The sequence below is a fragment of the Parafrigoribacterium soli genome (genome assembly GCF_040227235.1).
GTDB lineage: Bacteria > Actinomycetota > Actinomycetes > Actinomycetales > Microbacteriaceae > Parafrigoribacterium_A > Parafrigoribacterium_A soli.
Genome location: NZ_JBELNZ010000001.1, coordinates 161454 through 174203 on the forward strand (window position 1 = coordinate 161454; position 12750 = coordinate 174203).

General features: G+C 69.9%; 12 protein-coding genes. 10 read left to right on the forward strand and 2 right to left on the reverse strand.

Annotation, left to right across the window (positions count from 1 at the left end):
* Nucleotides 1–3 precede the first annotated feature (3 nt).
* Nucleotides 4–954 carry a glycosyltransferase family 9 protein gene (locus ABUA37_RS00780; protein WP_349897196.1) on the reverse strand — a complete coding sequence of 317 codons (951 nt, stop codon included), beginning with the start codon at nt 952–954 and terminating at the stop codon, nt 4–6.
* Between the two features lie 96 nt (nt 955–1050).
* Between ABUA37_RS00780 and ABUA37_RS00785 the strand changes: the two genes are divergently transcribed.
* From ABUA37_RS00785 to ABUA37_RS00815, 7 genes are read left to right on the forward strand one after another with little or no spacing between them, the layout of a single operon-like run.
* On the forward strand, nt 1051–1653 hold the full coding sequence (locus tag ABUA37_RS00785; RefSeq protein ID WP_349897197.1) for a D-glycero-alpha-D-manno-heptose-1,7-bisphosphate 7-phosphatase: 603 nt from the start codon (nt 1051–1053) through the stop codon (nt 1651–1653).
* The gene (locus ABUA37_RS00790) at nt 1650–2699 is read left to right on the forward strand and encodes a glycosyltransferase family 9 protein (protein WP_349897198.1); all 1050 of its coding nucleotides are present in this window, start codon (nt 1650–1652) and stop codon (nt 2697–2699) included. Before ABUA37_RS00785 ends, ABUA37_RS00790 begins: the two co-directional genes overlap by 4 nt.
* Nucleotides 2696–3712, forward strand: a complete 1017-nt coding sequence (locus ABUA37_RS00795; protein WP_349897199.1) for a glycosyltransferase — start codon at nt 2696–2698, stop codon at nt 3710–3712. Before ABUA37_RS00790 ends, ABUA37_RS00795 begins: the two co-directional genes overlap by 4 nt.
* The gene (locus ABUA37_RS00800) at nt 3709–4965 is read left to right on the forward strand and encodes a glycosyltransferase (protein WP_349897200.1); all 1257 of its coding nucleotides are present in this window, start codon (nt 3709–3711) and stop codon (nt 4963–4965) included. The genes ABUA37_RS00795 and ABUA37_RS00800 overlap by 4 nt, the downstream gene beginning before the upstream one ends.
* Nucleotides 4962–5594: a D-sedoheptulose-7-phosphate isomerase gene (locus ABUA37_RS00805; RefSeq protein ID WP_349897201.1), complete on the forward strand. Its 633-nt coding sequence runs from the start codon at nt 4962–4964 to the stop codon at nt 5592–5594. Before ABUA37_RS00800 ends, ABUA37_RS00805 begins: the two co-directional genes overlap by 4 nt.
* The gene (locus tag ABUA37_RS00810) at nt 5591–6946 is read left to right on the forward strand and encodes a PfkB family carbohydrate kinase (RefSeq protein WP_349897202.1); all 1356 of its coding nucleotides are present in this window, start codon (nt 5591–5593) and stop codon (nt 6944–6946) included. The genes ABUA37_RS00805 and ABUA37_RS00810 overlap by 4 nt, the downstream gene beginning before the upstream one ends.
* A 44-nt stretch (nt 6947–6990) precedes the next feature.
* Entirely contained in the window at nt 6991–7692 is a 702-nt protein-coding gene (locus ABUA37_RS00815) for an SDR family oxidoreductase (protein WP_349897203.1), read from the forward strand.
* Here ABUA37_RS00815 and ABUA37_RS00820 read toward each other — a convergent pair.
* Nucleotides 7658–8803: a glycosyltransferase family 9 protein gene (locus ABUA37_RS00820; RefSeq protein WP_349897204.1), complete on the reverse strand. Its 1146-nt coding sequence runs from the start codon at nt 8801–8803 to the stop codon at nt 7658–7660. The two genes, ABUA37_RS00815 and ABUA37_RS00820, sit on opposite strands and share 35 nt — an antisense overlap.
* Before the next feature lie 99 nt (nt 8804–8902).
* On the opposite strand from ABUA37_RS00820, the gene ABUA37_RS00825 reads away from it, so the two are divergent.
* The 3 genes from ABUA37_RS00825 to ABUA37_RS00835 are packed head-to-tail and all read left to right on the forward strand — an operon-like array spanning nt 8903 to nt 12698.
* Entirely contained in the window at nt 8903–10324 is a 1422-nt protein-coding gene (locus ABUA37_RS00825) for an aldehyde dehydrogenase family protein (RefSeq protein ID WP_349897205.1), read from the forward strand.
* Nucleotides 10321–11820 (forward strand): D-glycero-beta-D-manno-heptose 1-phosphate adenylyltransferase, encoded by a 1500-nt coding sequence (rfaE2, locus tag ABUA37_RS00830; protein ID WP_349897206.1) that lies wholly within the window; start codon nt 10321–10323, stop codon nt 11818–11820. Before ABUA37_RS00825 ends, rfaE2 begins: the two co-directional genes overlap by 4 nt.
* Nucleotides 11817–12698 (forward strand): glycosyltransferase family 2 protein, encoded by an 882-nt coding sequence (locus ABUA37_RS00835; protein ID WP_349897207.1) that lies wholly within the window; start codon nt 11817–11819, stop codon nt 12696–12698. Before rfaE2 ends, ABUA37_RS00835 begins: the two co-directional genes overlap by 4 nt.
* Nucleotides 12699–12750: the final 52 nt, after the last annotated feature.

The window sequence follows — 12750 nt, forward strand, 5'->3', positions numbered from 1 at the left end:
GCCTCATCTCCCGGTAAGCACCGCGTGAACGGCGGCGAGGACGTCCTCGGCCGAGACGGCGAGCAGGGCGGGATCCGGCTCGTCAGCGAAGGTTTCACCGAGCCGGCGCGCCGGGTCGGTAAGCACGATGTGCGGGCCGTCCGACGGCGGGCCCCATTCCTCCGGCGGTGCAGGACCGAACAGGATCGCGGACGGTATCCGATAGGCCGACGCGAGATGCGCCGCGCCGGTATCGGCCGAGACAACGACGCGCGCGGCGGCGACGACGGCCGCGAATTCGGCGAGATCGAGCCGACCTGCGAGCACCCCCTCCTCGCCGAGACCGGCGCCGCGGGCGACCTCCAGCGCGCGGTCGCGCTCCTGACCGCTGCCGGTGAAGACGACCCGGTGCCCGGCGGCGGCGAGCGCCGCGGCAACGGTCGAGAAGCGCTCCACCGGCCAGCGACGAGAGCCGTAGAAGGCGCCGACGTGGATCACTGTCGCTCCGGCGATAGCGGGCGCGGCGTCTGGCACCCGAATGGCGACATCCTTGGGGTCGGCGGCCACGCCGAACGCTTCGACGAGGCGCACCCAGCGTCGGCGTTCGAGGATGCCGTCGACCCACTCGGGGCCGGCGCCGCCGTGCGCCATCGTCACCCTCGCCCCCAGCGCATCGATCAGGCCCCGACTCTCGGGTCCATTGCCGTGCATGTTCACCGCGATATCGATCCGTCCGGGCGCCAGCGGCAAGGGATCGTCAAGGCCGGGAGTGGGTAGCAGCGCATCGACGCCGCCCACGAGTTCGACGACGGGTGACAACCAGCCGGGCACCGCAAGAACGAGCCGATGCCCGGGAAAAGTGCGCCGCAATCCGTGGATCGCCGGCACGGCGACGAGCAGGTCGCCGAGCTTCAGCGCGCGCAGCACGAGCAGTTCCGGGCGGTCGGAGCTGTCGTCGCCTGTCACCCATTCCATGCCTCCACTCTCACAGACCGACAGCCAGCGGGGAAGAAGCTGAACGCGAGGAGAAGAAGTGTTTGGAGAAGAAGAAGCAGGGGAATAGCAGAAGTCATGAATCCTTCCCCCACCCCGGTCGGAGCGCGTCGACCGCCCCTCGCGGTGCTGTTCGACCGTGACGGCACCCTCGTCGTCGACGTGCCATACAACGGCGATCCGGCGCGAGTGGTTCCGATGCCCACCAGCCAGGGCTCGCTCGCCCTGCTGCGCTCTGCGGGCATCGCGCTCGGGGTCGTGACGAACCAGTCCGGCATCGCCCGCGGCATCCTGGATCGAGGCTCGGTGGATGCCGTGAACGAGCGCATCGAGCGGCTGCTCGGCCACTTCGACGTCTGGTGTGTATGCCCGCACGGTCCGGAGGAACTCTGCTCGTGCAGGAAGCCGCTGCCCGGGATGATTCTGGATGCGGCACGCGAGCTCGGCTTCGCGGCGAGCGACATCGCGGTGATCGGCGACATCGGCAGCGACATGGATGCGGCGAAGGCGGCAGGCGCTCGTGGAGTGCTGGTGCCCACACCGCGCACGCTGCAGGCGGAGGTCGACCGGGCCGCGGAGGTGGCTCCGACGATTGCGGCCGCCGTCGAGCTGTTGTTGAGCGGGGCGGAGCCGAACTGGTCGGGCGGTGAAGCCGCGGCACGTTCCGAGGCGCGGCCGTGACGCGCGTACTGGTCGCGCGCCTCGACAGCGTCGGAGACGTTCTGCTGTGCGGCCCGGCCGTGCGGGCGATTGCCGAGACCGATGGTGTCACCGAGGTGTGCATGCTGTGCAGCCCGCAGGGTGCTCCCGCCGCTGAACTGCTACCCGGGGTCTCGAGGGTGCTCACCTGGTCGTGCCCCTGGATCAGCGACCCCGCGCCGGAGGTCGGCGTCGAGAACACCGACGAACTCCTCCGCGTGCTCGATGGCTCAAGGCCGGACGAGGCGATCATCCTCACCTCCTTCCACCAGTCACCCCTGCCGCTCGCCCTGATCTTCCGGCTGCTGGGCATCCCGAAGGTCACCGGGGCATCCGTCGACCACGCGGGCTCCCTGCTCGACGTGAGGCTCTGCCCCGGCGAAGACTTCCCCGAGGACCAACCGGAGGCCCACCGCGCGATGGCGATCGCCAGAGCCGCCGGATATCCGGGCGAGGACGACCGCCTTGCGGTGCTCCCAGCGCCGGATATGAGGCGACTGACGGGAGACGAACCGTACTTCGTGGTTCATCCCGGGGCGGCGGTGCCGTCGAGGCGCTGGCCCGCGGAACACCATGCCGTCACGGTTGAGCGTCTCCTCGACCGCGGCGTCAACGTCGTCGTCACGGGCACCCCGGCAGACCGTGACCTCACGGCCCGGGTCGCTGGAGCCGGCGCACATGACCTCGCCGGACTCACCTCTCTCTCGGAGCTGTCAGGAGTGCTCGCGGGAGCGTCGGTTCTCATCACGGGCAATACGGGGCCCGCGCACCTGGCCGCGGCGGTGGGCACCCCCGTCGTCAGCCTGTTCTCCCCCGTCGTGCCCGCCGTGCGCTGGGCTCCATGGGGCGTTCCGTTCGCCCTGCTCGGAGACCAGGACGCGCCGTGCAGGAACACACGATCCAGACAGTGTCCGATCCCCGGACATCCGTGCCTCTCGAACGTGACCCCCGACGAGGTGATCGAGGCGAGCTTCGAACTGCTCGCACGCGCCGCACAGCCCGACGCCCGAGGGGCGGCGCTGCGATGAGAATCATGCTCTGGCACGTTCACGGCGGCTGGACCGATGCCTTCGTGCGAGGAGAGCACGACTACCTGATGCCGACCCTACCCGAGCGCGGCGCGTGGGGGCTCGGTCGAGGCGGCAGGGACTGGCCGGCCAGCGTCCGGGAGCTCGCCCCCCACGAGTTCCGTGACGCCGACGTCGACGTGGTGGTGCTGCAGCGTCCCGACGAGCTTCCCGCGGCCGAACGGATGCTGGGGCGGCGCCTCGGATCACGGGTGCCTGCCGTCTACCTCGAGCACAATACGCCGCGGGTCGACGTGCCGAACAGCGTGCATCCGCTCTCAGAGCGAGCCGACATCACGGTCGTTCACGTCACGCACTTCAACCGGCTGATGTGGGACTGCGGGCGTGCTCCCACCACGGTGATCGAGCACGGCGTGCGTGACCTCGGTGCGCTCTACACGGGAGGGCTGCCGCGATTGGGCGTCGTCGTCAACGAGCCGGTGCGCCGCTGGCGGGTCACCGGCACAGACCTCCTTCCCGCCCTCACCCGCGCGGCACCGCTCGACGTCTACGGGATGGGAACCGAGCTGCTCTCCCGGGAGTTCGACCTGCCTGAGGCGTCGCTCGTGGCGCACGGCGACGTGCCCCCGGCCCAGCTGGCGCCGCAGCTCGCCCTGCGGCGTGCCTACCTGCATCCGCTGCGCTGGACGTCGCTTGGCCTCGCGCTGCTGGAGGCGATGCACCTTGGCATGCCCGTCATCGCACTCGCCACAACCGAGGCCTACCGCGCCGTGCCGCCCGAGGCCGGCTTCATCTCGACCGACATCGACGAACTCGTTGGAGGCGCTCGTCGTCTCATCGACAACGCCGAAGAGGCGCGAGTCCGGGGCCGCGCGGCCCGGGAGTTCGCGCTTCAACACTACGGGCTAGGCACTTTTCTCGAGCGCTGGTCGAACGTGCTCGAGGACGCGGTGGCGGCCGTGCCGAAACGCAGCACCCGAATTGCCACAAGCACAGAAGGGAACCAACGATGAGAATCTCCATGGTGTCAGAACACGCCAGCCCGCTCGCGACCCTGGGCGGCGTCGACGCAGGAGGGCAGAACGTGCATGTCGCGGCCCTCTCGCAGGCCCTCGCCAAGCGCGGCGACATCGTCACCGTCTATACGCGGCGGGACAGCGCCGACCTTCCCGAGCGGGTCGAGCTCTCCCCCGGTGTCGAGGTGGTGAATGTCACGGCCGGACCCCCCGAGGCAGTGCCGAAGGATGAGCTGCTGCCCTACATGGGAGAGCTCGCCGAAGGAATGCGTCAGGACTGGGAACGCACCAACCCGCAGATCGTGCACAGCCACTTCTGGATGTCGGGCCTCGCCGCGCTCGATGCCGCACGGCGGCCCGGCCTTGCGCCGATACCGGTGGTGCACACCTTCCACGCGCTCGGGGTGGTCAAGCGCCGGCACCAGGGTGCGGAAGACACCAGCCCGCCCGAGCGCGAATGGCTGGAGCCATGGGTGGGCCGCAACAGTGATGGCATCATTGCCACCTGCTCCGACGAGGCGTTTGAGCTGAAGGCGCTCGGGGTCTCTCCGGGCAGAATCTCCGTCGCCCCGTGCGGCGTCGACATCCGGATGTTCACCCCGACCGGTCCGGTCGAGCCACGAGGCCACAGACATCGCCTCATGTCCGTCGGGCGCCTCGTTCCGCGTAAGGGGGTCGACCTCGTCATCGATGCCCTCGCACGCCTGCGCAACGATGGCGCGGACGCCGAACTCGTGATCGTCGGCGGCGTCGGCGATGCGGATGCCACGGCCCGGGATCCGGAGACGATACGTCTCATGGAGATCGCCGAGTCGCTCGGCGTGGCGGACCGGGTGCGCATTCGTGGCCAGGTCACGCGCGAGGAGATGCCGGCGGTGCTGCGCTCGGCGGATCTCGTCGTCTGCACGCCATGGTACGAACCGTTCGGGATCGTGCCGCTCGAGGCGATGGCCTGCGGCATCCCCGTCGTCGCTGCCTCCGTGGGTGGTCTCATCGACAGCATCGTCGACGGTGTGACGGGCGTGCATGTGCCGCCGCGAGACCCAGAGGCCATCGCGTCCGTCATCGGCGGGCTGCTCACGAACCCCGCTCGGCGCGAGCAATTGGGCGCGGCCGGCCGCCGCAGGGTGGAGTCCCGCTACTCCTGGGACAAGGTCGCGTCCGAGACCTCCAGGGTCTACCGCGCCACGATCGCCCGCGCCAGCCAGAGCGCACCGCTGCAGGAAATGAAGGGAGCGAGCCTGTCATGAGCATCCGCGAGCTGTCGACGCCGACGACGCGTCAGACACCCACTGGTCAGGCATCCGTCTGCCTCAGTCACATCGAGTCCCTCGCACCGGTGCTCGCCGCCCTGGGCGACGCGACACCGATCATCGATCGCTGGGGGCGGGAGCTGGCGCACCGCCTCATGGCCGGTCAGCGACTGCTCGCCGCGGGGAACGGCGGTTCTGCCGCTGAAGCGCAGCACCTGACCGCGGAACTGGTCGGACGCTTCGACGGCGAGCGCCGCGCCTTCTCCGCGATCGCGTTGCACGCAGACACCTCGAGCCTCACCGCCATCGGCAATGACTACGGCTTCGACCAGGTGTTCGCTCGCCAAGTGGCCGGTCATGGCAGGCCCGGCGACGTGCTGATGCTGTTGTCGACGAGTGGCTCGAGCAGGAATCTGCTGCTCGCGGTCGAGGAAGCCCGCAGGCTCGCGGTGACGACCTGGGCCATCACGGGTGCATCGCCGAATCCGCTCACGAGCCTCGTGGATGAATACATCGCCCTGCCCGGGCCCTCCGCGAACGTGCAGGAGGCCCAGCTCGTGGCCGTGCACGCCATGTGCCGGTCGTACGACCAGGCCGTGGCCGAGGCTGATGCGGGGGCGCGATGAGGATCGTCGTGGTCGGAGACACGCTGCTCGACATCGACGTGCGCGGCGCGGCTGAGCGACTGAGCCCCGAGGCGCCCGTCCCCGTCGTCGACGCCTCCGAGATCGCGTACCGCCCCGGCGGCGCGGGACTCGCGGCGATACTGCTCGCCCGCGATGGCTGCGACGTCACGCTCGTGACCGCGCTCGCGGCGGATGAGCGAGCGGAGCGGCTGCGCTCGGAACTGGAGGGCGTGACGGTCGTCAGCGGCGCTTCCCGTGCCCCGACCCCCACCAAGATGCGGATCAGCGCCCATGATCACCCGATCGTGCGCGTCGACGAGGACTGCTCGCCGGCCCCCGAACCGCAGGTCAGCGACGCGATGATCGACTCGATCGCCTCCGCCGATGCGGTTCTCGTGGCGGACTACGGGCGCGGGCTCACTGCGGTTCCGCGAGTGCGCGACGCGCTTCTGGGGCGGGCACGTTCCGCGCCGCTCGTGTGGGACCCGCATCCGCGCGGCAGCGACCCTGTGTCGTCCACCACCGTGGTCACCCCTAACGTTGCGGAGGCCTGCGCGTCGGCGGGGCTGAGGGGAACCGGCCTCGACGAGGCCGCCTCGGCGGCGACGATACTGCGTGATCGCTGGAGCGAGACCGCCGTCGCGGTCACCCTGGGCCCGCAGGGCGTGCTCCTGGATGCGGCGGCGTCCCTGCCTCTTCTGATCCCGGCACCGCGGGTGGACCCGATCGATACCTGCGGTGCTGGCGACCGCCTGGCCACGGCGCTGACCTCCGCGCTGGCTCGGGGCCTCGCACTCCCGCAGGCCCTGCAGTCGGCGGTCAACGAGACCGCAGTATTCCTCGCGGCCGGAGGCGTCGGCGGATTGAAGCGACCGGCGAACGCGGTCGGCATGGCGGGCATCGACGCCATCCGCATCGCGAGGGAAACCCGGGCCAGGGGCGGCACGGTCGTCGCGACCGGCGGATGCTTCGATCTGCTCCACGCCGGTCACGCGCGCACACTCTCCGCCGCGAGGGCGCTCGGCGACTGCCTCATCGTCTGCCTGAACTCCGACGCGTCGGTGCGCAGGCTCAAGGGTCGCGAGAGACCGATCATGAATCAGGCCGACCGCGGCGACCTGCTCACCTCGCTCGAATGCGTCGACGCCGTGCTCGTCTTCGACGAGGACACGCCGGAGGAGGCGCTCCGGCGGCTCGAGCCCCACGTCTGGGTCAAGGGCGGAGACTACAGCGAACACGAGCTACCGGAATCCGGCCTCATCGAGACCTGGGGCGGCCGCACGGTCACCGTTCCCTATTACCCGGGGAGATCGACCACCGGTCTCGCCTCCGCGCTCGCCCGAGTGGGCTGAGCGCGCACGTTCTCGCCTCCTGTCAGTTCAACGAAGGGATCATCATGCCTGTAACAGCAACGCCCATCGGCCGCGTCCTCGTCACGGGGGGCGGCTCCGGCCTAGGTGCCGCCGTCGCGGAGGCCGTCGCTGAAGCCGGAGGAACGCCGATCGTGCTCGACAGGGACACGAGCGGCGTGCGCGACTATGCCGCGTTCGAGGTCGACGTGTCGGATGCGAGGGCCGCGGAGCGCGCGGTCGCCGAGATCGCCGAGAGCTCGGGTGGTCTGGACGCGGTGGTCACCGCCGCGGGTATCGACCGCTGTGGCCGCCTCGACGAGGTCCCCACCGAGGAGTGGGACCGGGTCATCGCCGTCAACCTCCTCGGCACGGTCGCGGTCGTGCGAGCCGCGCTCCCCTTTCTCAGCGAGAACCACGGCCGAGTGGTGACCGTGGCATCATCCCTTGCGCTGCGCGCGGTCTCGGATGCGACGGCATACTGTGCCTCTAAGTTCGGCGTCCTCGGGTTCTCGCGAGCGCTCGCCGCGGAGACACGGGGGCAGATCGGCGTCACAACCCTGATTCCCTCCGGAATGCGCACCCGCTTCTTCGACGACCGCCCCGAGAAGTACAAGCCCAGCGACGACTCACGCCTCAACGATCCGGATGCCGTCGCGGCGGCCGTGCTGTTCGCCCTCGCTCAGCCCCGCGGGAGCGAGGTGCGCGAGCTCGTCATCTGTCACGAGGAGGAGGAGTCGTGGCCATGAGTTCCACGACGTCTCCGTAGACCGCCAGGGGCTGCACGTCACTCACGAACGACACGTCGTGTTCGCATCGCTCCGCCGTCCACCCCACCTGCGTGGAATCCCTGCCGCAGATCGGGCAGCTGGTCGTCCAGGAGAGTTGCACGCGGTCGTTGGCGCGACCCAGTGGACCGGCGTTGATCAGGTTTCCGAACCAGTAGATCGCGACGGTCGGCGTGCCCACGGCCTGAGCGAGGTGCCGCGGTCCGCTGTCATTGCCCAGGAAGATGTCCGCGGCCTGCAGCACGGCCGCGAGTTCGCCGAGTCGCAGCCGCCCGGCGAGGGAACGCACTTTTCCGCGCAACCAGGCGGGCAGGAGCGCCCGCGTCTCTTCCACGACGGTGCGCGCCAGCGCGGCATCCGTCGCGTCACCGACGAGCACGACGGTGCAGCCCTCGTCCACGAGTCGCGCGGCGACCTCCGCGAAGTAGATGGCCGGCCAGCGGCGCCTCGGGTCGCTCGCCCCCGGGTGCACGACGATCGTCGGGCTCGACGCCCGCGTGAGCAGCCTCGCCGCGGCCTCCCTGTCCGCCTCGGTCGGCCTGATCGTCGGCGCGAGCGAGACCGGATGCGCCCCGGCAAGCCCGACGATCTCGAGGGCACGCAGCACCTCGCTCTGGTAATAGGCGTACGGCAAGACGCGCTCGAGCGGCGCGGCATCCTGGGTCGCGGCGCCGATGGTGTGGCGCGCGTTCAACCTCAGCAGGAACGGGTTGGAGAACCGTCCCCCGCCGTGCAGCTGGGCCGCAAGGTCGAAAACGCCGTCGAGACGCTCGAAGAAGCGGGCCGTCTCCTCCGGGTCCTCCTCACCCTCGCGTACTCCCTGGCTCGCCGGTACCTCGACCACGTCGACGTCCGGCACCAGGCGCCGGGGCACGAGCTCCGCGTGCAGCGGCGTGCCGAGCAGGGTGATGCGGGCAGCCGGATACGCGGCGGCGAGCGCCTCGATGGCGGGCACGGCGAAGAGGAGATCGCCGAGTCCCCCACCGCGGAGGACCGCGATCTCCTCCACATCATCAAAGAGTTCGCCCACCGGGCCGACTGCCGCCGTCGCGGTCTCGAAAACGTCTGTCATACCCCCACCACTTCCCGTGTTGCGGACCACTCAAACCGAAGCCCAGAGATCGATCAGACTTGGTGTAAGAATTCGGGCAATGGGGTATCGCGTCTGAGTATGACGACGATCACCTCAGACACCGTTTTCGCGATCGATGTCGGCGCGCGCGCCGATGACTCCCTGACCATCCTCGACCCCAGGGATGATGCGGTCGTGGGCTCCCTCGCGATGGCGAGACCCGTAGACATCGATGCGGCGGTCGCGAATGCCCGGGCTGCGTGGGACGCGTGGGCCGCGCTCTCGCCGAGCGAGCGCGCGAGCGCCGTGCGCGGCGCCGCGGAGGCGCTGCGAGAACGAGAGCGAGAGCTCGCGGAACTGAACCAGCGCGAGACCGGACGACCATTCGAGCAGGCGCTCGCCGGCATCCGAGCGGGCGTTGACACGCTCATGCAGGCCGCTGCCGCCGCGCCACACCACACGGGCGCGCTGCTGAGGGGGGCGCCACTCGCCACCGACTACACGATTCCCGAACCGCGCGGCGTCGTCGCGGTGATCACGCCGTGGAATGATCCGGTCGCCGTGGCCTGCGAGGCGATCGGAGCCGCGCTGGCCACCGGCAACACGGTCGTCCACAAACCCAGCGAGCGATGCCCGCACCTCGGCGAAGCGTTCGGTCGAGCCATCGCCGACGCGCTCCCGCCGCACGTCTTCTGCACGGTGACGGGCGACGCGTCCAGGGGCGAACTGCTCGTGTCGGATGCGCGGATCGCCGTCGTCTCGCATGTCGGCTCGACGAGGGCTGGCGACGCGATCGCGCGGGCGGTCGCTCGCACCGGAGCTCACCTGATTCGCGAGAACGGCGGGAACGATGCGCTCATCGTTGATCGCGATGTCGAGCTGCACTGGGCGGCGCAGCAGGCGGCGCTCGGCGCCTTCGCGAACAGCGGCCAGATCTGCACCTCGGTCGAGCGGATCTACGCGCTGCGTGGCATCGCCGCTCCCTTCACGGAGCTTCTCGAGGCCGAGGCCAGACGTCTGCACGCCTCCGGCGAGCTCGGCCCCCTCGTCGACCGGCGGATGCGGGACGCCGTGCACGAGCAGGTGGCTGAGTCGATCGCCATGGGCGCCCTGCTCGTCACCGGCGGAACGGTGCCACAAGGGCCGGGCGCGTACTACCCGCCGACGGTGCTCACCCGGTGCACGAGCGACATGCCCGTGATGCGCGAGGAGACGTTCGGGCCGGTCGCTCCCGTGCAGTTGGTCGGGAGCTTCGAGGAGGCTCTGGACCATGCCGCGGCTGATCGCTACGGCCTCGCCGCGACGGTGCTCACGAGTTCGATGGAGCATGCGCAGCGGGCGATCCGCGCGCTGCCGGTCGGCACGGTGAAGATCAACGCGGTCTTCGGTGGTGCCCCGGGAGGTTCCGCTCAGCCGCGCGCGGCGAGCGGCTCAGGGTTCGGTTACGGGCCCAAGCTGCTCGACGAGATGACGACGACCAAGGTCGTGCACCTGGGCCTCCCCGAGGCGGTGCGGCCGTGACGACTCGGGCACACATCTCGGCCGACCTCCTGGAACAGATCGCGCGAGAGCATCCGACGATCGCGGTGATCGGTGACGTCATGCTCGACGGCTGGTGGATGGGCAGAACCGAACGGATGAGCAGGGAGGCACCCGCTCCGGTCGTCGAGATAGCGGCGCGCGAGATCGCCCCGGGTGGCGCAGCCAACACCGCGATGAACCTGGCCTCGCTCGGCGCACGGGTGCGGATCGTCGGTCTCGTCGGTGACGACGAACCCGGCCGGGACGTCGCCCGGCTGTTGCGCGCCGCGGGCATCGACACCGCCGGCCTGCTCGTCGATCCCTCGATCAGTACCACGACGAAGAACAGGATCGTCAGCGGAGACCAGGTGTTGCTGCGCATCGACGACGTGCCCGCCGAGAAGCGGGATGAGGCGCTCCAGGAGCTGCTCGCAGACGCGGCGCTCACGGCGACCGCGCAGGCCGACGCCGAGATCATCTCCGACTATGGCAGCGGTGCCATCGACGGAATCCTGCGCCAGGCACTGATCGGCAGGCGTTCCCGGCCGCGCCTGACCGTGGTCGACGCCCACGAACTCCGTCATTGGCGGGCACTCGCACCCGACATCGTGACGCCGAACGCCGAGGAGTTCTGCCGGGCCATCTCGGCGGACTTTGCCACAGGGCTGTCCAGGTCGGAGGCAGTGGCAGCGCGGGCAGCGGACCTCCTGGCCGCGACGGGCGCCTCCGCCGCCGCGGTGACTCTCGATCGCGAGGGGGCCGTTCTCGTCGCGGGCGGAGCGGCGCCGTATCGCACCTTCGCACATCCGACCCCAGAGCGGCAGGCGTCGGGCGCGGGCGACACCTTCGTGGCGGCTCTCACGATGGCCAGGCTCGCCGAGCTACCCTTCGAGCCCGCAGCGGAGTTCGCCCAGCTCGCCGCCGACATCGTGGTGCAGCGACGCGGCACAGCGGTCTGCACGCTCGACGACCTTCTCACCCAGCTCGAGCAACCCGTGGTGCCTGCGCTCGATGCGCACGATCTCGCCGAGATGCTCGCGAGGCACAGGAGGGAGGGAGAACGCATCGTCTTCACCAACGGCTGCTTCGACGTTCTTCACCGCGGGCACACCGCCTACCTCAGGCAGGCCAAGCGCCTCGGCGGCGTGCTCGTCGTCGCGGTCAATGACGATGCATCCGTGCGCCGACTGAAGGGGCCCGACCGACCGATCAACCCAGCGCGCGATCGAGCGGCCGTTCTGGCGGCTCTCGAGTGCGTCGACTACGTGACGGTCTTCGACTCGGATACCCCCATCCCGCTCATCACAGCGCTGCAGCCCGATGTCTACGTGAAGGGCGGCGACTACACGCCCGCCATGCTTGAGGAGACGGCCGCGGTGGAGGCGTACGGCGGAGAGGTGCGCATCCTCGACTACGTGCCCGAGCTGTCCACCAGCGCCATCATCGGCAGGATCCGCGACAACGGCAGTGCGAGCGCCAAGGACGTGCCCGCATGAGCACAACCGTCGCCGCCGCGCACGGGAGTCGCCGCTGGTCGGGCGATTGGGCGAGGAGGGAAAGGCAGCGCGCCGTCGTCGACGTGCTCATCCCGACCTCCGGGCGAAGGACCGAGCTGGCCGCGACCCTGTCCGGCCTCGCCGCGCAGGACGATCCCGCCTTCCGCGTGGTCATCAGCGACCAGTCAGAGGATGCGGCGGCGCGCGACGATCCGGTCATCCAGTCGCTGCTGCGCGTGCTCACGGTGCAGGGTCGTGCAGTGGACTACCTGCGCCACGTACAGAGAAGAGGTATCGCCGAAAACAGGCAGTTTCTTCTCGAGCACGCGCGAGCGGACTTCGTGCTGTTCCTCGACGACGACGTGTGGCTCGAGCCCGGGATGCTGGAACGCCTTCATGATGCCATCGAAGAACTCGGCTGCGGTCTCGTGGGGTGCGCCGTGCAGGGGCTCTCGCATCTCGACGATGAGCGGCCGGAGGAACTGCGCACCTTTCGTCCCTGGGACCATCGGGTGCAGCCGGAGCGCATCCGCAGGGGCACCGAGGCCTTCGAACGATGGCCGCTGCACAACGCGGCGAACCTGGTGCACCTCGCCGCGGAACTACACCTGCCGGAGGGCGAATGGTTGCCCTATCACGTGGCCTGGATCGGTGGCTGCACGCTCTACCGGACCACCGCGCTCAGGGATTGTGGAGGCTTCGCGTTCTGGTCCGAACTGCCACCGAGCCACTCCGGCGAGGATGTCGCCGCGCAGTGGAAGGTGATGGAGCGTTACGGGGGCGCCGGCATCCTCCCGAGCGGTGCCGTTCACCTGGAGACTCCGACCACGATCCCCACCCGCGATGTTGACGCCTTCGACGTGCTCTTTCCCTGCTGATCCTGCACCGGATGCACGGCGCGGGTGGTGTGCAGCACCCGGTCGATCTCGA